We start from the raw sequence: 24,368 nt of genomic DNA on the forward strand, positions 1-24,368 counted from the left end.
CCGAGGGCCAAGCCTCAAGGCCACCATCGCCATCAACGTCTTCACCGACATCGACCCTTGACAACACAACCCACGCCTTAACTACACGGCTTTGGGGCTAGTCTTCGTCCGCCGTCCGCGAGCGTCCCATCATCTCCAGCCCCGCCATTGCCTTTTCGGCGCCCGCCTCGTCCACCTTCTCCATCGCGAAACCCATGTGGATGACGATCCAGTCGCCCGGTTCCAGGCTGACGTCCTCGGGCAGCATGCCGACGTTCACCTTGCGCTGTTCACCGACGACGTCGACGAGCGCGAGTTGGTTGCCGTAGCCCTCCAGCATGCGCACTACCCGTCCGGGAATTCCGAGACACACGATTCAGCCCTCCGTCTTCTCCGGTTGCAGCGTGACCGCCGAGCGGGCCTCCGGCATGTGAGCTGCGGTAGGCGCAAGCAGTTGGTCGACGATGTCGAAGACCATGTCGACGGCCGGTGCGACGGCGGCGGCGACACGTGGTGACAGTCCGATTCCCTCGTCGGTGTTGTCCACCTGGCAGCCGAGGACCACGGCACGCGGCAGGGTTCCGCCGAGCGCGCGGAGACTGGCGAACACCGCCCCCGGATCCATGCTGTGCGCGTCGAGCGGCGCCGCGGGCACCGAATCGGGTCCCACCTCGAACGCCCTCAACGCCCCCGGCTCACCTCGATCGGGAACCGCGTCGACCAGCAGCAGCGCACCCCACCCGTCCAGCAGTTCGTACGCCAGATGTGTTCCGCGGATGCCGAAATCGATGGCCCGGACTCCCGGCGGCAGCGGCCTCGTCGCGACACCGCGCAGCACCTCGGGACCGAATCCGTCGTCGCCGAAGAAGATGTTGCCCACACCGGCAACCAGCACCCGCCTGTCCGTCACGTGGCCTCACATCTTGCGCATACGCAGGTACCGCTTGATGTCGGGAAGCGAGAAGACGGCGACCGCCACGCCGGCGACCGCAACCAGCGCCAGCGCGGCGGTGGTGGCCTCTCCGAGAATCTTCATGAATGTTCATCCTTTCCGGTGTCTGCCGATACGGGCTCCACCTCGTCCGGGGCGAAGTACAGATACCTGCCGTACCACTCGTGCAGCTCCGAGGCCGGGTCGTCCATCAGCACCACGCCGACGTGGGTGCCACCGTCGACGTCGGCGTGCACGGTCACCACACGAGCGAGTTGTCCCGCGAAGAACAGGTCCTGGGCGTCTGCACGGCGCGACGGGTGGATCCGCACGACAGTGCCCTTCGCCACCCGGACGCCGTTCACGATCACGCCGTCGACGTCGGGGCGGACGGCGGTGTCGGCGTCCGGATCCCACCACGGCACGTCGTCGGTCAGTTCCGGGACGAGACCCATGTCGGGGAGGCCGCGCTGCTCCGGGATGTCGGGGCTCGGGAAATGCGGGTTGCGCAGGACGCCGTGCATCTGGGCGAGCGTCGCCGGCGACATCTGCTCGCAGCGGTCGATGATCTGGGCGGCGAGCGGGTCGGTGGCGCGGGCCTGACGCTTCTCCTCCTCGGTGAGCGTCATGACCCGCAGGGTGAGGATCTCGTCGATCTCGGTGGCGTCGAACAGGGCGCCGTCGCTCTGCTCGGCCACCTCCGGGTGGTCGTACAGGATGATCGGCGACACCAGCACGAGGTCCGTCTCCCCCGGCAGCCCGGCCAGCACGGGGTAGCAGCGTTCCTGATGGCAGGTCGACGCGAGCGGCGCGGCGTCGTCGGGCGGCTCGAGCAGCGACACGAACTCGGCGTCCTCCGCGGCCAACATCAGATGCGCGCCGATCAGCGAATGCCTGATGGCCGAATCCTTCGACCACGTGCCGATCGCGTCGATCTTCACGTTCTCGATCGACACCCGCAGCACGTCCAGTCCGTCGTGCCGGTCACTGCCGACGCGGACGATGGCGCGAAGCGGCCACCTGGTCCGCACCACACGCCCGGCGAGGGTGCCGTCGTCCTCGCGCAACTCCTCGACGTCCACGCCCCCGTCGACGTCCACGTCGAGCCGGCAGTCCTCGAGCTCCTCGGCCGGGAACACCGCGCCCAGGTCGATCTCGCGTTCCACCGCCTCGTCCCACGACAGCCAGCTGCGGCCGGCGACGGTGAGTTCCCCGACCGGCTCGAACCCGGATTCCGCGGCCTTCTCGACCTCACGCACCTGCAGTTGCAGGAAGCGGACGGTCACCGCGACGCCGGGCCGCCCACCCGGACGGGGACGCATCAGCGTCTGGCAGGACAGGCGTGGTTCCTCGCCGACTCCCGATTCCGCCGCACCCGGCGGCCCGAGGACGCCGAACTGCCACCGGGATTGGTTCTTCGACGAACTCGCACGATACGGATACAGCAGGTAACCCTCGTAGAGGACCGCGTCGGCCACGGCCCGTACTCGCTGCAGGGACGCCGGGGAGATCATGCGATCACCTCCCCGGCTCCCTGCAGCAGGTTCGCGATGGCGACGTCCAGTCCGAGCAGTCCGTGCGCCGCCTTGTATTTCGCCAGTACCGCCAGCGTGTCGTGGTCGAGGCGCACCCAGCCCGTGTTCGGGTAGTGCGCCTGGACGAGTTCGCGCCACACCGCCACCGGCAGGTCGTACGTCGATTCCCGGTCCCACGGGATCCGTTCGACTCCGAACCCGGCGACGCCGCGCGTGAAGACCGTTCCGCTGAACAGGAACACCAGCGGCACCGTCGACCCGGCCTCATCCAGGGCGTGCAGGTACTTCGAAGCCGTCACCTCGAAGTCGTACGTGCACGGAAGCGGCAACTCCACCACGCTCGACCCGGTGAACCCCTGGGCCACGGTGCTGGTCTGCATCCACTGGAACGGCTTCAGCGTCGACGTCCACCGCTCGCGGGGCCCGAACAGATCGAGCAGGCCCTCCACCTCGGCGTCCGTGTAGCGGCGGCGCTGCGGGTCGATGCGGACCTGACACCGCACGGCCATCGCGTGCACGACGGCGCCGCTCGACTCCGTCACCTCCACCCGCGCAGTCAGATTCGGCGCAACCGCGAACGGTTCCGGGAACACGTCTTCCACACGGAACGACAACTCGGTCACGTCGGCTCCTTCGCGACGCGACTGCGCGCCCGCACGTCGTCGAAGAACGTGTCGATGACCCTTCGTGCGTCCTGGCCGCCGTCGAATCCCCGCCACACCTGCCGCAACCGGCCCACCAGCTGGTAGCAGGCGTCGATGGGAACGAGGTAGCACTCGGGGTCGCCCTCGCCGTGCTCGGGGACCCGCAGCAACAAGGCTTCCGTGTCGGCGGCCAGCCGGCCCAGCGCCGGGTTCGCCGCGAGCACGTCGTCCCAGGCGTCGAGGGGCAGTTCCGATTCGGTCGCGCCCGCCGGACCGGGGTAGAACGCGACGGTCTTGGCCAGCAGCGAGTTCCGGAACACGAACGCGAGCCCGACGGGGATCTCCAGTTCGTCCCAGCGTCCGGGGGCGAGTTCGAAGTTCGGAAACGACAGGTAGCGTTCCGGGACGGCCCGGAACCGCAATTCGGCGTTCTCGTCGGTGAACAGCAGGTAGCACCCGCGGCACACGCACATCAGTTGCCGGTCCTGCACGTTCACGACGTGCTGGTGGGCGTCGGCGATCGGCACGGCGCACATGTCGCACCGTTCCCCGACCACCGGTGTGGGCCGCTCGGACGCGATGCGCTGCAGAATGCGCAGTCCGTTCCCCGACGGGCTCATCACGCCACCTCCGCGGCGGGCACGGCCACGGAGACGACGCCGTCGCGCACGAGGACCGGGAGCGGCGAGAGCGGTTCGGCGTCCGTGTCGCCGTCCAGGCGCAGGCCCGCGCGACGCGCGTCGAAATGCGCGCGGCACGACGGGCAGCGCAGCACCGCGTCCCCCACCTGACCGCCCGCCTTCCGCTGCAGCGTGGCCCCGGCCAGCGAGTGGGTGCAGGAGGCGCACCGGTCCCGGTAGGCGAACAACTGCTCCCCGATCCGGCACACCAGAATCGGCAGCCCGGCGACGGAGAACCCGGCCACCTCCCCGGGTGTCAGTTCCTCGAGTTCGGGCACCGACACCCACGTCCCCGTGCCGCTCGACCCGTCCATTCCGTTCGGATGAACATGGGAGAACAGCGATTCCGCGGCGATCAACCCGGACCCGGCGGCGGGGGTGGCGCCCACCACCTCGATGTCCACGGTCTCCGGCGCGGCGGCCAGCACGGCGTCCTTGACGGCGAGTTCCAACGTCACCGCAGACGACGGGCAGCTCTGACAACTGCCGGTCAGCCGTAACCGCACCACCCCGTCGACCACGCCGAGCAGTTCGACGTCGCCGCCGTGCGAACCCAGGTAGGGGCGCACGCTGTCGAGTGCGGTGGCGACCCTCGTCTCGACGTCGTGCGGATGGAGTCCGTTCACGAGGAGCAGGCTGGCCACGAGTTCGTCGGCGGCGAGGCGTTCGACGAGGTCGTCGTCGCGGTCGCCGATGATGTCGAGGACGCGCTCCAACCCGGCGCCGTAGAGTTCGACCACCTCCCGGACCAGCTGCTCGGCGCGCTCGCGGGCCACCGAGCCACCCGTCGAACTCGCGTCCAACAGGCTGTCGATCCGTTCGCCGGCTGTCCGCCACCGATCGGGGTCGTCTGCTACTTCGTCACTCCCCCACGTCTCCGATCCGCCACTCTCCATGCGTACCCCGTCACTCGCCGGTCACGGACTGGGTGGGCGAATGCAGCTTCTCCAGCGTCTTTCCCTCACCGAGATACATGTGCACGCCGCACGGCAGGCAGGGGTCGAAACTGCGGACGGTCCGCATGATGTCGATGCCCTTGAAGTGCTCCCGGTCGTTCTCCTCGAAGATCGGCTGACCCTGCACCGCGTCTTCGTACGGTCCCGGCGTACCGAAGCTGTCGCGGGGGTTGGCGTTCCACGGGGTCGGCGGATACGGGTGGTAGTTCGCGATCTTGCCGTCGCGAATCACCATGTGGTGCGACAGGACTCCGCGCACCGCCTCCGTGAAGCCGCAGCCGATGCCCTCGTCGGGGACGTCGAACTTCTCCCACGTCTTCGTGTGCCCGGCCCGGATCTCGGCGAGCGCCTGCTCCGCGAAGTGCAGCGCGCACGCCGCCGCGTAGGCCTGGAAGTAGGTCCGCGCCCGGTCCCGCTCGATCGTGTTGCTGCCGTGCTGCGGGATCTTCCATTCGAACTCCACCGGGCCCTTCAGCGCGGTCTTCGGCAGGTTGATCTTCACGCTGTGCCCGGTCGACTGCACGTACCCGATGTCGACGAGGCCCGCGAGGGCGGTACTCCAGAGCCGGGCCAGTGGCCCGCCACCGGTGTCCAGCGCGAGGTGGTCGGTGCCGTCGAACCACCGCGGCGACATCACCCAGCTGTACTTGTCCTCCATGTCGCGTTTCTGCGGATGCGGATTGGTGTGCTGGTTCCACGGATGCCTGCGGTCGACCTGGTTCCCGAGCGGATCGTTCCTCACGAACATCTCCTGGTCGGTCCAGTCGTCGTAATACGAACTGCCCAAAAGGATTCGGATACCCAGGTTGATGTCGACGAGCGACGTCGTCACCAGCTTTCCGTCGACCACGACGCCGGGCGTCACGAACATCGCCCGACCCCACTTCTCCATGTCCTTGTAGGAGAAGTTGCACACCGCGGGATCCTGGAACGACCCCCAGCAGCCGAGGAGGGTCCGGCGCAGGCCGACCTTCTCGTAGCCGGGCATCGCCTCGTAGAAGAAGTCGAACAGGTCGTCGTGCATGGGGACGACCTTCTTCATGAACTCCACGTAGCGCATCAGACGTGTCGTGTAGTCGGTCATCAGCTGAATCGTCGCGACCGTTCCCACACCACCCGGGTACAGGGTGGACGGGTGCACGTGCCGACCCTCCATGAGACAGAACATCTCTCGGGTCCACCGGCTGACCTGCAACGCCTCCCGGTAGAACTCACCGGTGAACGGATTGAGCGACCGCATGATGTCGGCGATGGTCTTGTAGCCGTGCTCCCCGGCGTGCGGCGCCTCGGTCTTCTCGGCCTGTGCCAGCACCCCCGGATTGGTCTCGGAGACCATCTTCTCGCAGAAGTCCACACCGACGAGGTTCTCCTGAAAGATGTTGTGATCGAACATGTATTCCGCGGCCTCGCCGAGGTTGACGATCCACTCGCCGATGTTCGGGGGTTTCACTCCGTAGGCCATGTTCTGGGTGTAACACGAACACGTCGCGTGGTTGTCACCACAGATGCCGCAGATCCGGCTCGTGATGAAGTGGGCGTCGCGGGGGTCCTTCCCCTTCATGAAAATCGAATAACCGCGGAAGATCGACGAAGTGCTGTGGCACTCCACGACTTCCTTCTGCTTGAAATCGATCTTCGTATAGATGCCCAGGCTACCCACGATGCGCGTGATCGGATCCCACGCCATCTCGACCAGGCCGTCGGATTCCGACTTGTGCGAAGGTTCCGGAATGATCGTTGTCATCGACGTACCTCTCAGTGCTCCACGGCTGGGCAGCCGCCCAGTGGGGTTCGAGGCCGGCGGACCACCGCCCGACACCCCGAGCGTGACTACCAGGTGCGTGTCGCGCCCGTGGTCAGTTTCGTACCGCGACTGCGCCAGTGCGGTTCCTTGTCCAACGTGTTCTTGGTGATCTTGCGCAAACTGCGAATGGCGGATCCGTACAGCCCGGACGCCGTCGTGGAGAGTTTGCCGCCCGGCGGTTCGTCCATGAACGGCATGAACTTGTCCGGGAAGCCCGGCATCGTGCACCCGATGCAGATACCGCCCACATTCGGGCACCCACCCACACCGTTGATCCAGCCCCGCTTGGGGACGTTGCACTTGACGACAGGACCCCAGCACCCCAGTTTCACGATGCACTTCGGTGAGCCGTACTCGGTGGCGAAATCACCCTGCTCGTAGTAGCCGGCGCGGTCGCAGCCCTCGTGCACCGTGGCGCCGAACAGCCACTGCGGACGCAGCGCGTCGTCGAGCGGAATCATGGGCGCCTGCTCGGTGGCCATGTAGAGGAGATACGTCAACGTCTCCGACAGATTGTCCGGCTGAATCGGACAACCGGGAACGCAGACGATCGGAATGCCCGCCTTCGACTTCCAGTCCCAGCCGAGATAATCGGGAACACCCATCGCACCGGTCGGATTTCCCGCCATCGCGTGGATGCCGCCGTACGTCGCGCACGTGCCCGCCGCGACGATCGCCGTCGCCTTCGGAGCCAGACGGTCGAGCCACTCACTCGTCGTCACCGGCTGACCGGTCTCGGGATTGTTACCGAAGCCGCACCAGTAACCCTCGTCGTGAAGTTGCTCGTTCGGGATGGAACCCTCCACCACCAGCACGAAGGGTTCGAGTTCGCCGCGGTCCGCCTTCCAGAACCATTCCAGGAAGTCGTTGGCGCCGCCCTCCGGACCGTTGTCGAAGTCGATCAGCGGCCAGTGCACGGCCACTTTGGGCAGGCCCGGCAGGGCTCCCAGGGCAATCTCCTCGACACTGGGCTGCGTCGCAGCCGTCAAGGCCACCGAATCGCCGTCGCAACTGAGTCCCGCATTGATCCACAGCACGTGAATCAGGGTGTCCTCGGCGTTGATTGCTTCCTGTGTCGGCATATCAGGTCGCTTTCCGGAGTGAACACAACTCCTGTCGCCACCGGAGTCGACCGTCGGCCCACCTGCGTGGCGCTGATATTTATTTAGCTCCGCCGTCGAGCGGATGTCAACGGTCCCCGGCGCGTCGCGCCGCGTCGCCCGGCCCCGTCGTGTAGAGGCGTCATTGCTTCGCGATCCAGTCGTACCACTGCTGGATGCCCTGACCGGTCGTCGCCGACAAGGTGATCATCTGCAGGCCGGGGTTCACCGACCGGGCATACTTCGCGCAGAGGTCGACGTCGAAGTCCACGTACGGCAACAGGTCCGCCTTGTTCACGATCACGAGATTCGCCGCCGCGAACATGTGCGGATACTTGAGCGGCTTGTCCGTCCCCTCGGTCACCGAGATGACCACCACCCGGCTCTTCTCACCGAGATCGAACAGTGCCGGACAGACGAGATTCCCCACGTTCTCGATGAACAGCAGCGAGTCAGGCTCGGGGTCGAGGGCAGTCAGCGCGTCCCGCATCATCTCGGCGTCGAGATGACACCCGGCGCCCGTGTTCACTTGTACCACAGCACATCCCGTCGCCTTGATGCGGTTGGCGTCGAGCATCGTCTCCTGGTCGCCCTCCACCACCGAGACCCGGCGCTGCCCACCGATGTCGGCGATCGTGCGCTCGAGCAGCGTCGTCTTCCCGGACCCGGGCGAACTCATCACGTTGAGGGCGAGCACCCCACGACCCGCCAGCCAGCCCCGGTTGCGCTCCGCCGTGAGGTCGTTCTTCGCCAGCACCTTCTGCTCGAGGGTGACCGTCTCGGTCGGGTGCTCGTGGGGGTGTGGGTGCTCGTGGGGGTGTGGGTGCTCGTGGTCGTGGGGGTGTTCGTGAGTGTGCTCGTGCGGGTGCTCGTGGTCGTGCGGGTGCTCGTGGGGCACCGTGATCCTGGTCCCCGTCTCGTCTCCGCATCCACAGGTGGCACACATTTGCGTCAGCTCACTTCCATCGAGAGGATTCGTAGTTCCCGACCCGACGTGACCTCCACGTCCGCACTTCCGCACGGGCACAGCAACACCAGGTCCGTGAGCACGAAGTCGTCACCGCATTCACGGCAGTGCGCACCGCCCGGCGTGTGGTCGATGTCGAGACGGGCACCGTGCGCGACGGTCCCTTCGGTGACCAGTTCGAAACAGAACTGCATCGAATCGGCGACCACCGCGGTCAGCGCCCCCACCTGCACCCGCACGCTGTGAACCGTCCGTCCCGCAGCGGTCTCGCAGACGGCGTCGACGACGCTCTGGGTGATTGCCAATTCGTGCATCACGGCCCCGTTCAGGACTCGTCACTATCCTGTTCGAGCGTAGCGCTTCGCACCCGTGAGTACTTGTTAACCGCCGGCGGTTAAGAAGTACTCACAGGCGTTCGATGATGGTGGCATTCGCGGTGCCGCCGCCTTCACAGATGGTCTGCAGACCGTAGCGGCCGCCGGTGCGTTCGAGTTCGTTGAGGAGCGTCGCCATCAGTTTCGTGCCGGTCGCACCGAGCGGGTGGCCGAGGGCGATCGCGCCGCCGTTGACGTTGACCTTCGCCGGGTCGGCGCCGATCTCCGCGAGCCACGCGAGGACCACCGGCGCGAAGGCCTCGTTGATCTCGACCAGGTCGATGTCGTCGATGCTCAGGCCGGTCTTCTCCAGCGCGTAGCGGGTCGCGGGGATCGGCGCGCTGAGCATGAAGATCGGGTCGGCGCCGCGAGCACTGAGGTGGTGGATGCGGGCGCGGGGCGTCAGGCCGTACCGCTCGACCGCTTCCGGTGAGGCCAGCAGCACCGCGCTCGCACCGTCGGAGATCTGGCTCGCGACCGCGGCCGTGAGTCGTCCACCGTCGGTGAGGGTATTCAGCGCCGCCATCTTCTCGAGGCTGGTCTCGCGCGGACCCTCGTCGGTGGTGAAGTCGCCCACCGGCACGATCTCGCGGTCGAAGCGACCCTCGGCGATGGCGGTCCGCGCCCGCTCGTGGCTCTGCAGCGCCCAGCGTTCGAGGGCCTCGCGGCTGATGTCCCACTTGTCCGCGATGAGTTCGGCGCCGTGGAACTGCGACACCTCCTGGTCGCCGTAGCGTTCGGCCCAGCCCGTCGATCCGCCGAACGGGGTGTCGAATCCGTACTGCTGCCCGACCACCATCGCCGACGCGATCGGGATCTGGCTCATGTTCTGCACACCGCCCGCGACGATCAGGTCGGCGGTGCCGCTGAGGATCGCCTGCGCACCGAAGTGGACGGCCTGCTGGCTCGACCCGCACTGCCGGTCGACCGTGACCCCTGGGACCTCTTCCGGGTAGCCGGCGGCGAGCCACGCGGTGCGGGCGATGTTGCCTGCCTGTCCGCCGATCGCGTCGACACAACCGAAGACGACGTCGTCGACACCGGCCGGGTCGATGCCCGTGCGCTCGACGACGGCCTTGATGACGTGCGCACCCAGGTCTGCGGGATGCACGCCGGACAGGCCACCGTTCTTCTTGCCGATCGGGGTGCGAACGGCGTCGACGATGTAGGCCTCGGTCATGTGAAACTCCTAGTCAGTGTTAAGGACTCGCAAGTCCGTCGAGGACGATCGAGAGATACTGCTTGGCCACGGTGTCGACCGTGACGGAACCGCCGGGGCGGTACCAGCGGACGGCGACCCAGGCGGTGTCGCGGAGGAAACGGAAGGCGAGTTCGACGTCGATGTCGGCCCGGAAGCTGCCGTCCTTCACCCCCGCCTCGAGCACACCCATCCACAGGTCGCGGAATTCGGTGTTCAGTTCGGACAGGTACGTGAAGCGCTCGTTGGCGACGAGATGCTTCACCTCGTCCTGGTAGATCGCGACCGCCGCATGCGACGCGTCGATCGCCTCGTAAGACGTGGTGACCAGCGCTTCGAGGGTCGCGCGGCTGTCGAGTCCGGACGCGACGATCTCGCGGTACTTGCCGAACAGGTCGTCGAGGAAGCCCCGTAGGATTTCGTCGACCATCGACTCCTTGGAGTCGAAGTGGTGGTACAGGCTGCCCGACAGGATGCCCGCGGCGTCGGCGATGTCGCGCACGGTGGTGGCCCTCAGGCCGCGTTCGGCGAAGAGGGTGGCCGCGATGTCGAGGAGTTCGGCCCTGCGTCCGGTCTTGCCGGTGGTGTCGTCGGGGGGTGGAGTCATCGTCACATCCTATCAACCAAGCGCTTGCTAGGGCCTCCGGCCCCGTGAGTGGTTAGCGAGTCCAGACACTCGTTAACCACGCACGGGGCGGCTACGCCCTCTGCGACGAGATCGACACGACCTCGCCGGTGAGGTAGGTGGTGTAGTCGCTGGCGAGCATGGCGATGGTGGCGGCGATTTCCCACACCTCGGCGGCGCGGCCGAAGGCCTCGTCGGATGCCAGCTTGTCGAGGAGTTCCTCGCTGGTGACCTTGGCGAGGAAGGCGTGCCGGGCGATGGACGGTGCGACGGCGTTGATCCGGACCCCGTATTCGGCGGCCTCGATCGCGCTGCACCGGGTCAGGGCCATGACGCCGGCCTTCGCCGCCGCGTAGTGCGCCTGCGAGTGCTGCGCCCGCCAGCCGAGGACGGACGCGTTGTTGACGAGGACTCCGGTGTGCTCGACGCCCTTGAAGTAGCGCAGCGCCGCGCGGGTGGCCCGGAACGTGCCGTTCAGGGTGATGTCGAGAACGCGATCCCATTCCTCGTCGGTCATGTCGACGAGCGGCGTCTCGCCGCCGAGTCCGGCGTTGTTGACGAGGACGTCGATCCGGCCGAGGGCGTCGGCCGCCCCGGCGATCAGGGCGTCCACCTGTTCGGTGCTCGACACGTCGCACGTCAGCGCCTCGACGGCCTGCCCGGGAAATTCCGCGGCCAGTTTCTCCTTCGTCTCGGTGAGGCGGCGTTCGTGCCAGTCCGACACCAGGACGTCGGCGCCCTCGAGCAGGGCACGACGCGCGGATGCGTAGCCGATGCCGGTGCCCGCGGCGGCGGTGACGACGACCTTCTTTCCTTTCAGTAGGTCGTGGCCCGGCGTCTCGACGGGTGCGGTGGCGAGGGGTGCGGGTTGTGTCACGGTCGTGCCTCTCGGGGGAGTCCGAGCACGCGCTCGGAGATGATGTTGCGCTGGATCTCGTTGGATCCGCCGTAGATGGTGTCGGCGCGGGTGAACAGGAACAGCCGCTGCCATTCGCCGAGTTCGAGATGTTCGGGATCGGTGATGTCGGACGTCGGGTCGGCGGGGGCGAGGAGCGACGACGCACCCTGCACCTCCATCGCCAGCTGTCCGAGGTCGCGGTGCCAGTTCGCCCACAGCAGTTTCGCGACCGATGCCTCGGGCCCGGACGTTCCGGCGTCGACGGCCCCGAGGGTCCGCAGGGCGTGGGCGCGCATGACGCGCAGCCCCACCCAGGCGCGGGCGATCTTCTCGCGAATGTTCGGGTCGGATGCTGCGCGGGTGGTTTTCGCGAGGTCGACGACGCCCTGAAGTTCGCGGGCGAATCCGATCTGCTGCCCGAGTGTGGACACGCCGCGTTCGAAGGTGAGAAGCCCCATCGCGACCCGCCAGCCGTCGCCGGGTTCCCCGACCACCAGATCGGCGTCGGTGACGGCGTCGTCGAAGAACACCTCGTTGAATTCGGACGTGCCGGTGAGTTGCTGGATGGGCCGGACGGTGACGCCGGGCTGGCCCAGAGGCACGAGCAGGAAGCTCAGCCCTTGGTGCCGCTTCGACCCGGGTTCCGTGCGGCACAGCACGAATGCCCATTGCGCGACGTGCGCGAGCGACGTCCACACCTTCTGTCCGTTGATGACCCACTTGTCGCCGTCGCGTCGTGCGGTGGTCGCGACGTTGGCGAGGTCGGAACCGGCACCGGGCTCGGAGTAGCCCTGCGCCCACAGTTCGGTGACGGTGTTGATCCCGGGTAGGAAGCGTCGCTTCTGATCCTCGGTGCCGAACGCGATGAGCGTCGGTCCGAGAAGTTCCTCGCCGACGTGACTGACGCGGGCCGGCGCTCCTGCCTTCGCGTATTCCTCGTGGAACACGACCTGCTGAGCCAGCGTCGCTCCGCGCCCGCCGTATTCCTTCGGCCAGCCGAGGCACGTCCATCCGGCGGCCGCCAGGTGCCGGTCCCAGGCGAGCCGTTCCTCGAAGAACTCGTGCTCGCTCCCGGGGCCGCCCTTGCCCTTCAGTCGGGCGAAGTCGCCGGTCAGATTGTTTTTCAGCCACGTTCTGACGCTCTCGGCGAAGTCGTCGTCGGTGATCAGCCCGTCCGGGCTCTCGCTCTGGTCCACGTCTGTAAGATAACCTACCAAGCACTTGCTAGGTAGGTAGGGAGCCCAGTGACCGAACATCCGAGAACCATCCCGTCCGCCGTCATCCACGCCGCGCGTGCATACGGCGAGCTTCCGGCGGTGTCCGACGGCGACGTCCGTCTGACCTTCACACAACTGCACGACCGTGTCCGCGATTTCGCCGCCGCACTCTGCTCGCAGAACGTGCGGCCCGGCGACCACGTCGCGGTGTGGTCGCCCAACACGTATCACTGGGTGGTCGCCGCGCTCGGCATCCATTACGCCGGCGCGACGCTCGTCCCGATCAACACCCGGTACACCGCACCGGAGACCCTCGACATCCTCGAGCGCACCAAGACGACAGCACTCGTCGTCGCGGGCAACTTCCTCGGCACCGATCGGTACGCGTCGCTGCGCGACGAGTCGAGCACCCTCGACCTGCCGACGGTCGTCCGCGTGCCCGTCGACGGCGGCGACGCCCCGACCCCGGGTGTCGTCGACTTCGACGACTTCCTCGCCCTCGCCGACGAGGACACCCGCGCCGAGGCCGACGCCCGCGCGGCCGCCGTCTCCCCCGACGACGTCTCCGACGTCATGTTCACGTCGGGCACCACGGGCCGGAGCAAGGGGGTGATGAGCGCGCACCGGCAGTCGGTGGGCATCGCCCGGGCGTGGGGCGAGTGCGCGGAGGTGACGTCCGACGACAACTACCTCATCATCAACCCGTTCTTCCACACCTTCGGCTACAAGGCCGGGTTCCTGGTGTGCCTGCTGAACGGGGTCACCGTCGTGCCGATGGCCGTGTTCGACGTCCCCAAGGTGATGGCGACCGTGCACGACGAGCACATCACCGTGCTGCCCGGCGCCCCCACGATCTTCCAGTCGATCCTCGACCACCCCGACCGCCCGAAGTACGACCTGTCCAGCCTGCGGGTCGCGATCACCGGCGCGGCCGCGGTGCCCGTCGCCCTGGTCGAACGCATGCAGTCGGAACTCAGCTTCGACGCCGTCCTCACCGCCTACGGCCAGACCGAGGCCGTGGTGGTCACCATGTGCCGGACCGACGACGACCCGGTGACCGTCTCGACCACGTCCGGTCGCGCGATCCCCGGGATGGAGGTCCGGATCGGTGACCACGGCGAGATCCTCGTGCGCGGCGAGAACGTGATGCTCGGCTATCTCGACGACCCCGAAGCGACGGCCAAGACCATCGACGCCGACGGCTGGCTGCACACCGGCGACGTCGGGACGCTCGACGACCGCGGATACGTCGACATCACCGACCGCCTCAAGGACATGTACATCTCCGGCGGGTTCAACGTATATCCCGCTGAGGTGGAGAACGCCCTTGCCAGGCTCGACGGTGTCGCGGAGTCTGCCGTCATCGGTGTTCCCGACCAGCGGATGGGCGAGGTCGGGCGCGCGTTCGTCGTGGCGAAGGCGGGTACCGCGCTCGCCGAGGACGACGTGATCGCGTTCTGCAAGGAGCGTCTCGCCAACTTCAAGGTGCCCCGGTCGGTGCGCTTCGTCGACTCCCTCCCCCGGAACCCCTCCGGGAAGGTCATGAAAAACGTTCTGCGTGAGGAGAAGAAATGACGGTTCCGGACGAGGGTGACGTCGTCACCTACGACGTGCGCGACGGTGTCGCATTCGTGACGCTCAACCGCCCCGACTACCGCAACGCCCAGAACTCGGTGATGACGTATGCCCTGGACGCCGCGTTCGAGCGGGCCGTCGAGGACGACGACGTGAAGGTGATCGTCCTCGCAGGCAACGGCAAGCACTTCAGTGCCGGGCACGACATCGGGACCCCGGGCCGCGACCATCACGTCCGTTACGACAACAAGGCCGTGATGTGGTGGGACCACGTCGACAAGCCCGGCGGCGACCAGCGCTACGCCCGCGAGATGGAGGTGTATCTCGGGATGTGCCGTCGGTGGCGGGAGATCCCGAAGCCGACGATCGCGATGATCCAGGGCGCCTGCATCGCCGGCGGTCTGATGCTGGCGTGGGTGTGCGACCTGATCGTGGCGTCCGACGACGCCTTCTTCTCCGATCCGGTCGTACGTATGGGCATTCCCGGGGTCGAGTACTTCGCGCACCCGTGGATGCTGGGACCGCGGTTCGCGAAGGAAATCCTGTACACCGGCGACCGGTTCACCGCGCAGCGCGCGTACGAGGTGGGGATGGTCAACCGCGTCGTGCCGCGCAAGGACCTCGAGGCGGAGACCCTGGCGATCGCCGGTCGCATCGCCGCGATGCCCCGGTTCGGTCTCGCGCTCACCAAGAAGGCCGTCAACCAGTGCGAAGACCAGATGGGCATGCGGAACGGCATGGACTCGGTGTTCGGCCTGCATCACTTCGCGCACGCACACAACGCCGAGGTCGACACGGATTCCCTCGGCGGTATGGACGCGAAGTCGATGGCGGCGAGCGCCCGCAACTCGAACGAAGGAGCCAAGTAAGTGGATCTCGAGTTCGACGACGCCACCGTCGCCTTCCGCGAGGAGGTGCGAACCTTTCTGCGCGACAACGTTCCCGCCGAGCCGCTGCCGTCGATGGACACGGCGGAGGGTTTCGAGGCGCACCGCGAGTGGGAACGCACCCTCGCCGACGCCCGGCTGTCGGTCGTGTCGTGGCCGGAGGAACTCGGCGGACGCGACGCGTCGCTGCTGGAATGGGTGGTGTTCGAGAAGGAGTACTACCGCTCCGGTGCGCCCGGGCGGGTCAGCCAGAACGGCATCTTCCTGCTCGCGCCGACGCTGTTCGAGCACGCCAACGCCGAGCAGCTGGCCCGCATCATGCCGCGCATGGCCCGCGCCGACGACATCTGGGCGCAGGCATGGTCGGAGCCCGAGTCGGGCAGCGACCTCGCGTCGCTCCGCTCCACCGCCCGCCGCGTCGACGGTGGCTGGGTGCTGAACGGGCAGAAGACGTGGAGTTCCCGGGCGAGTTTCGCGGACTGGGGTTTCGGGCTGTTCCGGTCCGACCCGGACGCGCAGCGCCACAAGGGCATCACGTACTTCATGTTCGACCTGCGGTCGCAGGGTGTCACCGTCCGGCCGATCGATCAGCTGGACGGCGAACCCGGTTTCGCGGAAATCTTCCTCGAGGACGTCTTCGTGCCGGACGACCCGGCGAACCCCGGCGAGTCGGGCGTGATCGGCGGCGTGAACGAGGGCTGGCGGGTCGCGATGAGCACCGCGTCCAACGAGCGCGGACTGTCGCTGCGCAGCCCCGGACGGTTCCTTGCCACGGTGGACCGGCTGGTCGCGCTGTTCGAGACCTCCGGCCGCACCGACGACACCGCGTTGCGCGACCGGGTCGCCGACGCCTGGATCGGCGCCCGCGCCTACCAGCTGAACACGTTCGGCACCGTCACCCGGCTCGCCGACGGCGGGCAACTGGGCGCCGAGTCGTCGATCAACAAGGTGTTCTGGTCGGAGTGGGACATCTCCACGCACGAGACCGCGCTCGAACTGCAGGGCGCCTCGGCGGAGCTCGCGGACAACTGGACGGACGGCTACCTGTTCTCCCTGTCCGGCCCGATCTACGCCGGCACCAACGAGATTCAGAAGAACGTGATCGCCGAGCGCCTGCTCGGCCTACCGAAGGCGGATCGATGAGATTCACACTCGACTCCTCCCATCAGGACTTCGCGTCCAGCATCGACGCGCTGCTGTCGAAGGCCGACATGCCGGCGGTGATCCGGTCGTGGAACACCGGCGACACCGGCCCGGGCCTGAAGGTGTGGCAGCGCCTCGCCGAGACGGGCGTGAACGGATTGCTGGTGTCCGAGGAACACGACGGACTCGGCGCAGACGCCGTCGACCTCGTGGTGGCCGTCGAACAACTCGGACGCCATGCCGTTCCCGGACCGGTGGCCGAGACCGTCGCCGTCGCACCGGCGCTGCTCGCGCAGGCGGATCCGGACCGGTTGTCGGCGTTGGCTTCCGGTTCGCTCGCCACGGTCGCGGCCCGCCCGCACGTGCCGTTCGCGGTGGACGCGGACTCGGCCGACCTCGTCCTGCTCGTCGACCGCACCACGCTGAAGCTCGGACAGGCCGGTGCGGTGCAGAACTCGGTCGACCAGTCGCGGCGGTTGTTCCCGCTGACCGCCGGCGAGACCCTCGGTGACGTGGACTTCGGGCAGGCATTCGATCTCGGCGCCCTCGCGACCGCGGCACAACTGCAGGGACTCGGCCAGACCCTGCTCGACGTCACCACCGACTACGCCAAGCAGCGCAAGCAGTTCGGCAAGCCGATCGGACAGTTCCAGGCGATCAAGCATCACCTGGCGGAAGTGGCTGTCGGGCTGGAGATGTCGCGACCGCTACTGCACGGTGCGGCGCTGGCCGTGCGGGACGGGTCCGCCGACAGTTCCCGGGACGTCTCGGCCGCGAAGGTGGCGTGCGGAGATGCCGCGTACCGGGCGGCGCGGGTGGCGCTGCAGGTGCACGGCGCCATCGGGTACACGCAGGAGCACGATCTGTCGCTGTGGCTGACGAAGGTCCGCGCGCTCGTGTCCGCTTGGGGCACACCGGCCTTCCACCGCGGACGCGTCGTCGATTCGCTGGTGGAGGCGTCATGAGTTTCGACAACGAGGAACGGTCCGCGCTCCGGTCGTCGGTCCGGGATCTGCTGGGTAAGCATTCAGACTCCGCCGCCGTCCGCCGGGCGATCACCACCGAGCACGGCTACGACAATACGCTGTGGTCGAAGTTGTGCGAGCAGATCGGTGTCGCCGCGCTCGCCGTTCCGGAGAAGTACGACGGCGTCGGGGCGTCGCTGCTGGAAGTCCATGTGGTGCAGGAAGAGCTGGGCCGCACGCTGACGCCGTCGCCGATGCTCGGCAGCGCGGTGCTGGCCGCGCAGGCGCTGGTGTTGTCGGGCGACGACGACGCGTGCGCCCGACTGCTCCCTGACATCGCGGCGGGCTCGGTGGCGGCACTGTGCTGGGCCGGTGCGGACGGCTGGTCCGGTTTCGGCGTCACCGCGTCGGGCGAGACACTGTCGGGGACGGCGTCGTACGTCCTCGGCGGTGACGTCGCGGACATGCTGCTGGTCCTCACATCCGAAGGCCTGTTCGAGGTCGACCCGGCCGCGGACGGCGTCACGCGGCGTCGGGTGCCGGCGATGGACCCGACGCGCACGCTGTCGGAGGTCGTGTTCGACGGCGTCGCGGCACGCAGGCTCGTCTCCCCCACCGACCTCGTCGAGCAGTTGCGCACCGTCGCGCTGGTCGCGCTGTCGGCGGAACAGGTCGGCGCGGCGGCGGCGGCGCTGGAACAGACGGTCGAATATGCGAAGTCGCGCAAACAGTTCGGGCGTGCCATCGGATCCTTCCAAGCGCTGAAACACCGCATGGCCGACATGTACGCGCTCGTCGAGACGTCCCGGTCGATGTCGTACGCGGCGGCGCTGTCGGGGACGCACGACGATGCCGTCGTCGCGAAGGTGTACTGCTCGGAGGCGCTTCAGAACGTCGCGGCCGAGGCCATCCAACTGCACGGCGGCATCGCCATCACGTGGGAGCACGACGCGCAGTTGTACTTCAAACGCGGGCACGGGAGCGCACAGCTGTTCGGGCAGCCGCGCGACTACCTCGCCGAGCTCGCTACCGCCGCCGGACTGTAGGCGGCTCCGCCGCCCGTGCGTGGTTGAAGAGTCTCTGCACTCGTCAACCACTCACGGGCGCAGCCCCTCCAGGTAGCTGGCGACCCCGTCCTCGTCGTTGCTGGGCAGGACGTGGTCGGCGAGGGCCAGGACTTCGGGTAGTGCGTTGGACGGGCACAGTGCCGTGCCCGCCCACGTCAGCATCGGGACATCGTTGATGGCGTCGCCGGCGACCGCGACCTCTGCCGTCGAGATCCCGTCGACCGCGCACAGTTCGGCGAGCGCACTCGCCTTGGACACACCGGATGCCGCCATCTCGACGTACGGTGCGCCGGAATGCGTCAGTTCGACGCCGTCGACGCCGGCCGCCACCGCCGCGCGGTACAGATCCGCGCTCGGAATCTCGGGGTGCCGGGCGACGATCTTCACCATCGGCTCGTCGATGTCGGGCAGCAGTTCCGACAGCATCATCTCGTGCGGATGCCGGTGGTGGTCGGCGAACTCGCACAGTGCCGCGTACGCCGGTTCGGCGACGAAGCGCGTCGCGCCGATGTTCGCGAACACGACACCGGGCATCAGCGTCCGCACCCGGTCCATCGCCGCCGCGGCCGACGCCATCGCGATGGTCGTCGTCGCCGTGATCACCGGGGTCCCGTCGGCCAGGTCGAGAACCACCGCCCCGTTCGCGCAGATCGCCTTGCCGCGGAATCCGCACGACTGCGCGAGTTCGTGCACCGAGTGCCGGGCGCGGGCCGTGGCCCACACCACCTCGACCCCCGACCGTCGGGCATCCTCCATCGCCTGCGCGGTGCGCGGGGAGATCGTGCGGTCCGACCGCAGCAGGGTGCCGTCGAGGTCCGTCGCCAATAGCCGAATTCGGGTCACCTCCGCATGATGCCAGGCGGCGAATGTACCCCTCACGCCCCCACGACAGTCGATAGCCTGGACAGCATGAGTCCTCGAGTACCCAGCATCGTGCTGAATTCCGGAACCATCGTCCCCCAGCTCGGCTTGGGGGTCTGGCAGGCCGACAACGACGAGACCGAACACGCCGTCGGATTCGCCCTGGACGAGGCGGGTTACCGGCACATCGACACGGCCGCCGCATACGGCAACGAGGAAGGTGTGGGCCGCGGAATCGCGAACTCGGGCGTCGCCCGCGAAGACATCTTTCTCACCACCAAGTTGTGGAACTCCGATCAGGGGTACGAGCCGGCGTTGAAAGCGTTCGACGCCAGCCTCGGACGTCTCGGCGTCGAGTACGTCGACCTGTACCTGATCCATTGGCCGCTGCAGGACGACGACCGCATCCTCCGCACGTGGGATGCGCTGGAGAAGATCGCCGAGTCCGGGCGCGCGAAGGCGATCGGTGTGTGCAATTTCGAACCGCGTCACCTGCAGTTGCTGATCGACCGGGGCGGCGTCGTCCCGGCGGTCGATCAGGTGGAGTTGCATCCGCATCTGGCTCAGCAGGAGGTCCGGAATTACGCCGTCGACCACGGCATCGCCGTCGAATCGTGGAGTCCGCTCGGCGGCACCAGCAACTCGGGGTGGGGCGACGACTCCAAGCCGAACGTCCTGCTCACCGATCCGATCATCACCCGCATCGGCGACCGGCACAGCAAGTCCGCAGCCCAGGTGCTGATCCGCTGGCACTTGCAGAGCGGGCTGATCGTCATCCCCAAGTCGGTCCACGAGTCGCGGATCCGGGAGAACATCGACGTGTTCGATTTCGAACTCAGCGAGCAGGATCTCAGCGAGATCGAGACGATGGACGACGGCGCCCGCGTCGGTGCGCACCCGGACGAGTTGAACATCGGCGCGCCGGAGTAGGCGGCTTCGCCGCCCGTGCGTGGGTAACGAGTCCAGAGACTCCTTAACCACTCACGAGCCCGAAGGGCCTATACCTTTACCTTCACCGGCATCTCCTCGAGCCCGGACACGAAGTTGGCGGGACGACGCCGCAGCGGGGTGTCGTCGACGAGCATCATGTCGGGCAGCCGCGACAGCAGTTGCTCGAACATGATCTTCGCTTCGAGCCGGGCGAGTTGGTTGCCGAGGCAGAAGTGGGTGCCGAAGCCGAATGCGACGTGCGGGTTCGGTGACCGTCCGATGTCGAAGACGTCGGGGTCGTGGAATACCGCCTCGTCGAAGTTGGCGGATTCGAAGAGCAGCATCATCTTCTCGCCCTCGCGGAGGGCGGTTCCGAAGAAGTCGACGTCGCGGGTGACGGTGCGGCACATGTTCTTGATCGGCGACGACCAGCGCAGCATCTCCTCGACCGCCGTCGGGATGCCGTCGGGGTCGTTCACGAGACGTGCCTGCTGTTCGGGGTGGCGCAGCAGTTGTTCCATGCCGCCGCTGAGGACGTGCCGGGTGGTCTCGTCGCCGCCGATGAGGATCAGCAGGGTTTCGCCGACGATATCCGCATCGCTGAGCCGGTGCCCGTCGATTTCGCTGTGCACGAGGATGCTGGTGAGGTCGTCCGTCGGGTTCTGCCGCCGTTCCTCGATGGTGCGGAGGGTGAACTCGTTGAACGCCAGGTAGGCGTCGGCCTGCGCCTGCAGTCCTTCCGGGGTGGCGTTGCTGCCGAGCGCGTTCATCAGGTCGTCGGACCACTGCAGGAACAGGTCGCGTTCCTGGGGGCGCACGCCGAGCATGTCTCCGACGACGGCCATCGGGAGCGGCGCCGCCAGATCGCGCACGAAGTCGACGTTCTCCTTGTCGCAGGCGGCGTCGATGAGGTGGTCGCAGATCTCGCGGATCCGGCCGACCTTCGCCTCGACCTGTTTGCGGGTGAAGCCGGCGTTGACGAGGCGGCGATGCTGCAGGTGCTGGGGGTCGTCCATGTCGATCATCTGGGGTAGCGGGCCCACCCCGGGCCGGATTCCGCCCGCGTTCGAGAACAACTCCGGATCGCGTTCGGCGGCCAGGACGGCCTCGTACGACGCGGCGCCGAGAATACCCTCGGCCCGGTACACCGGTTCGTGGGCGCGCATCCAGGCGTATGCCTGCCGGGGGTCACCGAGTTCGCCCGAATAGAACCGTCCGTCGATGAGATCGAATTCCGGCCTGTCCGTCATCGAGACGCTCCTCCGCATTGAATCCCGCCGTTCGTGCCCCGATAATAGAACGTGTTCCTACGATGACGCAGTGGTATAGCAGCAGTTTTCACAGATCCATGGCTCGAAAATTGACACGAGTTCTATTCCCTGGAGGTGTGCGTGGTTACCAACGACGGCAGCAGCGGGCTCGCGAAGACGTCCGTACTCGTCACCGGCGGCGGCAGTGGCATCGGACTGGGCATCGCCACCGCGCTGGCCGCCGAGGGCGTCCACGTCACAATCTGTGGTCGGAACGAGGAGAAGCTGGCACGCGCGGCGGAACAGATCAGCGCCGACAACCCCGCGGGGACGGTCGACGCGGTGACGGCCGACGTCACGAACGAGGACGACGTCGCCCGCGCGGTCGCGAAGGCGAGCGAACGCACCGGTCGGCTCGACGGCGCCGTCACCTGCGCGGGCGGCAACGAAACGGTCGGGCCCGTGACCCAACTCGACGTCGACGCCTGGCGCAGAACGGTCGACCTCAACGTCACCGGCACGATGCTGACGATCAAGCACGCCGCCCGGGCACTGGTCGCCGGGGGCGGCGGTTCCATCGTCACCATCTCCTCGATCGCGAGCAGCAACACGCACCGCTGGTTCGGCGCGTACGGCCCGTCGAAGGCGGGCGTCGACAACCTGACGCGTCTCGCCGCCGACGAACTCGGGGCCAGCAACGTCCGGGTCAACTGCATCCGCCCCGGACTGACCCGCACCGACCTCGTCGCGCTCATCACCGACGGCGGACCCGTCCTGGACGACTACCTGGCCAACACGCCGATCTCGCGGGTCGGCGAGGTCACCGACATCGCCGCGCTCGCCAAGTTCCTCCTCGGCCCCGACTCCACCTGGATCACGGGTCAGATCATCAACGTCGACGGCGGCCAGATGCTGCGGCGCGGCCCCGACTTCGGGTCGATGTTCGAGCCCATGTTCGGCGCCGACGGCCTGCGCGGGGTGGTCGCGCCGTGACGTCGCATCAAGTTCTGGGCAAGCAGGTCGACATGCCCGTGGAGATCCGGGCCGCGTCGGCGTTCACGGCGATGTATTCGGTGCCGACCGCCGCGGCCCAGACGCTGATCGACTCCACCGGACTGGAGATCCTGCAGTTCCGGCCCGGACGCGGTGTGTGCGTGCTGGTGTTCGTCGACTACGTGGACGGCGACCTCGGCCCGTACAACGAATTCGGGGTGTCGTTCCTCGTCCGCGACCACCGGGCCGCCGGCACCTCGGTCCCGCAGGACCTGAAGGCGCTGGCCCGGGGCCGGGCCGGTGCGCTGATCCACCACCTGCCCGTCGACGGCGACTTCACCCTGGCCGCCGGCCGCGGCATCTGGGGGTTCCCGAAGGTCCTCGCCCATTTCGACGTCGACCATTCCGGCTCCGTCAAACGCGGGTCGGTGAGCCAGGGCGGTCGGCTGATCGCCCAGCTGAGCGTCAAACAGGGCATTCCGGTGCCGGGTTCGGGCGCGAGTACGTCGCTCGCCGCCTATTCGCACCTCGACGGACTCACCCGGTTCACCACTTGGGACATGAGCCCGACCGGAGTCCGCTCCCGGCCCGGTGGCGCGGAACTGAAACTGGGCAGCCACCCGATCGCCGACGAACTGCGGTCGCTCGGACTTCCGAAGCGGGCGCTCTTCACGTCGTCGATTCCCGACCTGAGGATGACGTTCGGGGACGCGCAGCCCGTCTGACAGGTGAGTGGCAAAGTGTGCGCGGGGACGCTTTGCCACTCACCTGGGAGGGATACAGCACCCCGTGGGCCAACACGTCACCGTCGATTCACCGGGACGTCGAACGACTTCGACGTCGAGTAGCCGCCCGGAGCCCGATCGTCCCGGACGCTAGGACAGGTCGAGCGCGGTCGCCACGTCGAGGAAGTGCCGGATCGCCGGGATCTGTTGCCGGTCGGCGCGATACGCGACCGACACCGTCGACACCGCCTGCGCGTCGGAGAGTGCGACATACCGGAGGTCCGGGAGGTGCAGGGCCCGGAGGCTGGCCGGAACGATGGTGACTCCGGTGTTCGCCGCCACCAACCCGAGGAGGGTGGGAAACTGGACGGCCTCCTGCGCGGCCTCCAGCCGGAAACCCGCGTGATGGCACAGGGCGGCGATGTGGTCGTACAGCCGCGACACCTGGCCGCGCGGAAACGTGAGGAACCGTTCGTCGCGCAGTTCCACGAGCCGCACCGACTCCCGGCCGGCGAAGGGATGCGACGAGTGCATCGCCACCAGCAGAGGCTCGCGGGTCAGCGGCCGGACCACGATGCCGTCCGCGCGGTCGACTTCGCGGACCAGCCCGATGTCGAGGTTGCCGTCGGCGATCGCCGACAGCTGGCGGTCGGTCGTCGATTCGGACAGTTCCACCTGAACTCCGGGCCACTCCTTCTGCAGGGCCAGCACGGTCGCGGGGACGATCCGCAGTGCCGCGGAACTGACGAATCCGATGCGGAGCAGTCCCACCTCCCCGTGCGCGACCTGTTCCACCGCGGCGAGCGCGTGATCGGCTTCCGCCAGGACGCGCCTGCCCTCGTCCAGCAGCACCCGGCCCGCGTCGGTGAGCTCGACGCGTCGCGTCGTCCGCTCGAACAGGGTGGTGCGCAGTTCTTTCTCGAACTTGCTGATCTGCTGACTGAGCGCGGGCTGCGCGATGTGCAGGCGTTCGGCGGCGCGCCTGAAGTTCATCTCCTCGGCCACCGTGACGAAGTATCGAAGCTGCCGCAGTTCCACCCGATTGATACTTGCAACTTATCAGT

The 24,368-nt window shown here is 67.6% G+C and carries 26 protein-coding genes; 8 read left to right on the forward strand and 18 right to left on the reverse strand.

Translation table 11 applies throughout. The features are described 5' to 3' along the window. Nucleotides 1-97 precede the first annotated feature (97 nt). The 15 genes from ACFTZB_RS18095 to ACFTZB_RS18165 all read right to left on the reverse strand — a co-directional run bounded on the left by ACFTZB_RS18095 (nucleotide 98) and on the right by ACFTZB_RS18165 (nucleotide 12,887). Nucleotides 98-352, reverse strand: a complete 255-nt coding sequence (locus ACFTZB_RS18095; RefSeq protein WP_072938967.1) for a HypC/HybG/HupF family hydrogenase formation chaperone — start codon at nucleotides 350-352, stop codon at nucleotides 98-100. Nucleotides 353-355: 3 nt separating this feature from the next. Further along, nucleotides 356-889: a hydrogenase maturation protease gene (locus ACFTZB_RS18100; RefSeq protein WP_378433341.1), complete on the reverse strand. Its 534-nt coding sequence runs from the start codon at nucleotides 887-889 to the stop codon at nucleotides 356-358. Nucleotides 890-895: 6 nt separating this feature from the next. Beyond that, nucleotides 896-1,015, reverse strand: a complete 120-nt coding sequence (locus ACFTZB_RS18105; RefSeq protein ID WP_378433342.1) for a DUF6893 family small protein — start codon at nucleotides 1,013-1,015, stop codon at nucleotides 896-898. Beyond that, complete coding sequence (locus ACFTZB_RS18110) at nucleotides 1,012-2,424, reverse strand: hypothetical protein (RefSeq protein ID WP_378433343.1); 1,413 nt, start codon at nucleotides 2,422-2,424, stop codon at nucleotides 1,012-1,014. Before ACFTZB_RS18110 ends, ACFTZB_RS18105 begins: the two co-directional genes overlap by 4 nt. After that, on the reverse strand, nucleotides 2,421-3,068 hold the full coding sequence (locus ACFTZB_RS18115) for a DUF6084 family protein (protein WP_378433344.1): 648 nt from the start codon (nucleotides 3,066-3,068) through the stop codon (nucleotides 2,421-2,423). Before ACFTZB_RS18115 ends, ACFTZB_RS18110 begins: the two co-directional genes overlap by 4 nt. Then, complete coding sequence (locus ACFTZB_RS18120; RefSeq protein ID WP_378433345.1) at nucleotides 3,065-3,709, reverse strand: DUF5947 family protein; 645 nt, start codon at nucleotides 3,707-3,709, stop codon at nucleotides 3,065-3,067. Before ACFTZB_RS18120 ends, ACFTZB_RS18115 begins: the two co-directional genes overlap by 4 nt. After that, complete coding sequence (locus ACFTZB_RS18125; protein ID WP_378433346.1) at nucleotides 3,709-4,665, reverse strand: NifU family protein; 957 nt, start codon at nucleotides 4,663-4,665, stop codon at nucleotides 3,709-3,711. The genes ACFTZB_RS18120 and ACFTZB_RS18125 overlap by 1 nt, the downstream gene beginning before the upstream one ends. A gap of 10 nt (nucleotides 4,666-4,675) precedes the next feature. Beyond that, nucleotides 4,676-6,469: a nickel-dependent hydrogenase large subunit gene (locus ACFTZB_RS18130; RefSeq protein WP_378433347.1), complete on the reverse strand. Its 1,794-nt coding sequence runs from the start codon at nucleotides 6,467-6,469 to the stop codon at nucleotides 4,676-4,678. An 86-nt stretch (nucleotides 6,470-6,555) separates the two neighbouring features. Next, nucleotides 6,556-7,611, reverse strand: coding sequence for a hydrogenase expression protein HypE (locus tag ACFTZB_RS18135; protein WP_072938985.1), 1,056 nt, complete (start codon nucleotides 7,609-7,611; stop codon nucleotides 6,556-6,558). A 160-nt stretch (nucleotides 7,612-7,771) separates the two neighbouring features. Beyond that, complete coding sequence (gene hypB, locus ACFTZB_RS18140) at nucleotides 7,772-8,575, reverse strand: hydrogenase nickel incorporation protein HypB (RefSeq protein WP_378433348.1); 804 nt, start codon at nucleotides 8,573-8,575, stop codon at nucleotides 7,772-7,774. A gap of 5 nt (nucleotides 8,576-8,580) precedes the next feature. Further along, a complete protein-coding gene (locus ACFTZB_RS18145) occupies nucleotides 8,581-8,910 on the reverse strand; it encodes a hydrogenase maturation nickel metallochaperone HypA (protein ID WP_072938989.1) in 330 nt (109 codons plus the stop codon). Nucleotides 8,911-9,001: 91 nt separating this feature from the next. Continuing rightward, nucleotides 9,002-10,150, reverse strand: a complete 1,149-nt coding sequence (locus tag ACFTZB_RS18150; RefSeq protein ID WP_378433349.1) for an acetyl-CoA C-acetyltransferase — start codon at nucleotides 10,148-10,150, stop codon at nucleotides 9,002-9,004. A 19-nt stretch (nucleotides 10,151-10,169) separates the two neighbouring features. Next, nucleotides 10,170-10,775 carry a TetR/AcrR family transcriptional regulator gene (locus ACFTZB_RS18155; RefSeq protein ID WP_378433350.1) on the reverse strand — a complete coding sequence of 202 codons (606 nt, stop codon included), beginning with the start codon at nucleotides 10,773-10,775 and terminating at the stop codon, nucleotides 10,170-10,172. Nucleotides 10,776-10,866: 91 nt separating this feature from the next. Continuing rightward, nucleotides 10,867-11,670 carry an SDR family oxidoreductase gene (locus ACFTZB_RS18160; protein WP_378433351.1) on the reverse strand — a complete coding sequence of 268 codons (804 nt, stop codon included), beginning with the start codon at nucleotides 11,668-11,670 and terminating at the stop codon, nucleotides 10,867-10,869. After that, complete coding sequence (locus ACFTZB_RS18165; protein WP_378433352.1) at nucleotides 11,667-12,887, reverse strand: acyl-CoA dehydrogenase family protein; 1,221 nt, start codon at nucleotides 12,885-12,887, stop codon at nucleotides 11,667-11,669. The genes ACFTZB_RS18160 and ACFTZB_RS18165 overlap by 4 nt, the downstream gene beginning before the upstream one ends. A gap of 48 nt (nucleotides 12,888-12,935) precedes the next feature. Here ACFTZB_RS18165 and fadD3 point away from each other — a divergent pair, with 48 nt between their 5' ends. Genes fadD3 through ACFTZB_RS18190 form a run of 5 tightly spaced genes read left to right on the forward strand, consistent with a single transcriptional unit; the run spans nucleotide 12,936 to nucleotide 18,524 of the window. Further along, nucleotides 12,936-14,483 (forward strand): 3-[(3aS,4S,7aS)-7a-methyl-1,5-dioxo-octahydro-1H-inden-4-yl]propanoyl:CoA ligase, encoded by a 1,548-nt coding sequence (gene fadD3, locus ACFTZB_RS18170; protein WP_378433353.1) that lies wholly within the window; start codon nucleotides 12,936-12,938, stop codon nucleotides 14,481-14,483. After that, nucleotides 14,480-15,352, forward strand: a complete 873-nt coding sequence (locus tag ACFTZB_RS18175; protein ID WP_378433354.1) for an enoyl-CoA hydratase — start codon at nucleotides 14,480-14,482, stop codon at nucleotides 15,350-15,352. Before fadD3 ends, ACFTZB_RS18175 begins: the two co-directional genes overlap by 4 nt. Beyond that, a complete protein-coding gene (locus ACFTZB_RS18180) occupies nucleotides 15,353-16,513 on the forward strand; it encodes an acyl-CoA dehydrogenase family protein (RefSeq protein ID WP_378433355.1) in 1,161 nt (386 codons plus the stop codon). It begins immediately after the preceding gene. Then, entirely contained in the window at nucleotides 16,510-17,478 is a 969-nt protein-coding gene (locus ACFTZB_RS18185) for an acyl-CoA dehydrogenase family protein (RefSeq protein ID WP_378433356.1), read from the forward strand. The genes ACFTZB_RS18180 and ACFTZB_RS18185 overlap by 4 nt, the downstream gene beginning before the upstream one ends. Beyond that, nucleotides 17,475-18,524: an acyl-CoA dehydrogenase family protein gene (locus tag ACFTZB_RS18190; protein ID WP_378433357.1), complete on the forward strand. Its 1,050-nt coding sequence runs from the start codon at nucleotides 17,475-17,477 to the stop codon at nucleotides 18,522-18,524. Before ACFTZB_RS18185 ends, ACFTZB_RS18190 begins: the two co-directional genes overlap by 4 nt. Before the next feature lie 51 nt (nucleotides 18,525-18,575). Here ACFTZB_RS18190 and ACFTZB_RS18195 read toward each other — a convergent pair whose 3' ends face one another. Then, nucleotides 18,576-19,388, reverse strand: coding sequence for an HAD family hydrolase (locus ACFTZB_RS18195; RefSeq protein ID WP_378433358.1), 813 nt, complete (start codon nucleotides 19,386-19,388; stop codon nucleotides 18,576-18,578). A 66-nt stretch (nucleotides 19,389-19,454) separates the two neighbouring features. Here ACFTZB_RS18195 and ACFTZB_RS18200 point away from each other — a divergent pair, with 66 nt between their 5' ends. Then, nucleotides 19,455-20,336, forward strand: coding sequence for an aldo/keto reductase (locus ACFTZB_RS18200; protein WP_378433359.1), 882 nt, complete (start codon nucleotides 19,455-19,457; stop codon nucleotides 20,334-20,336). 68 nt (nucleotides 20,337-20,404) lie between these two features. Here ACFTZB_RS18200 and ACFTZB_RS18205 read toward each other — a convergent pair whose 3' ends face one another. Further along, nucleotides 20,405-21,586, reverse strand: a complete 1,182-nt coding sequence (locus ACFTZB_RS18205) for a cytochrome P450 (RefSeq protein ID WP_378433360.1) — start codon at nucleotides 21,584-21,586, stop codon at nucleotides 20,405-20,407. 141 nt (nucleotides 21,587-21,727) lie between these two features. Here ACFTZB_RS18205 and ACFTZB_RS18210 point away from each other — a divergent pair, with 141 nt between their 5' ends. Continuing rightward, nucleotides 21,728-22,579, forward strand: a complete 852-nt coding sequence (locus ACFTZB_RS18210; RefSeq protein ID WP_378433361.1) for an SDR family oxidoreductase — start codon at nucleotides 21,728-21,730, stop codon at nucleotides 22,577-22,579. Next, nucleotides 22,576-23,304, forward strand: coding sequence for an acetoacetate decarboxylase family protein (locus ACFTZB_RS18215; protein ID WP_378433362.1), 729 nt, complete (start codon nucleotides 22,576-22,578; stop codon nucleotides 23,302-23,304). Before ACFTZB_RS18210 ends, ACFTZB_RS18215 begins: the two co-directional genes overlap by 4 nt. Before the next feature lie 150 nt (nucleotides 23,305-23,454). On the opposite strand, the gene ACFTZB_RS18220 is transcribed toward ACFTZB_RS18215, so the two are convergent. Then, nucleotides 23,455-24,342 (reverse strand): LysR family transcriptional regulator, encoded by an 888-nt coding sequence (locus ACFTZB_RS18220; protein ID WP_378433363.1) that lies wholly within the window; start codon nucleotides 24,340-24,342, stop codon nucleotides 23,455-23,457. Between the last annotated feature and the right edge of the window lie 26 nt (nucleotides 24,343-24,368).

Origin of the sequence: Rhodococcus sp. NPDC057014, assembly GCF_042673295.1 — a bacterium.
Lineage (GTDB): Bacteria > Actinomycetota > Actinomycetes > Mycobacteriales > Mycobacteriaceae > Rhodococcus_F.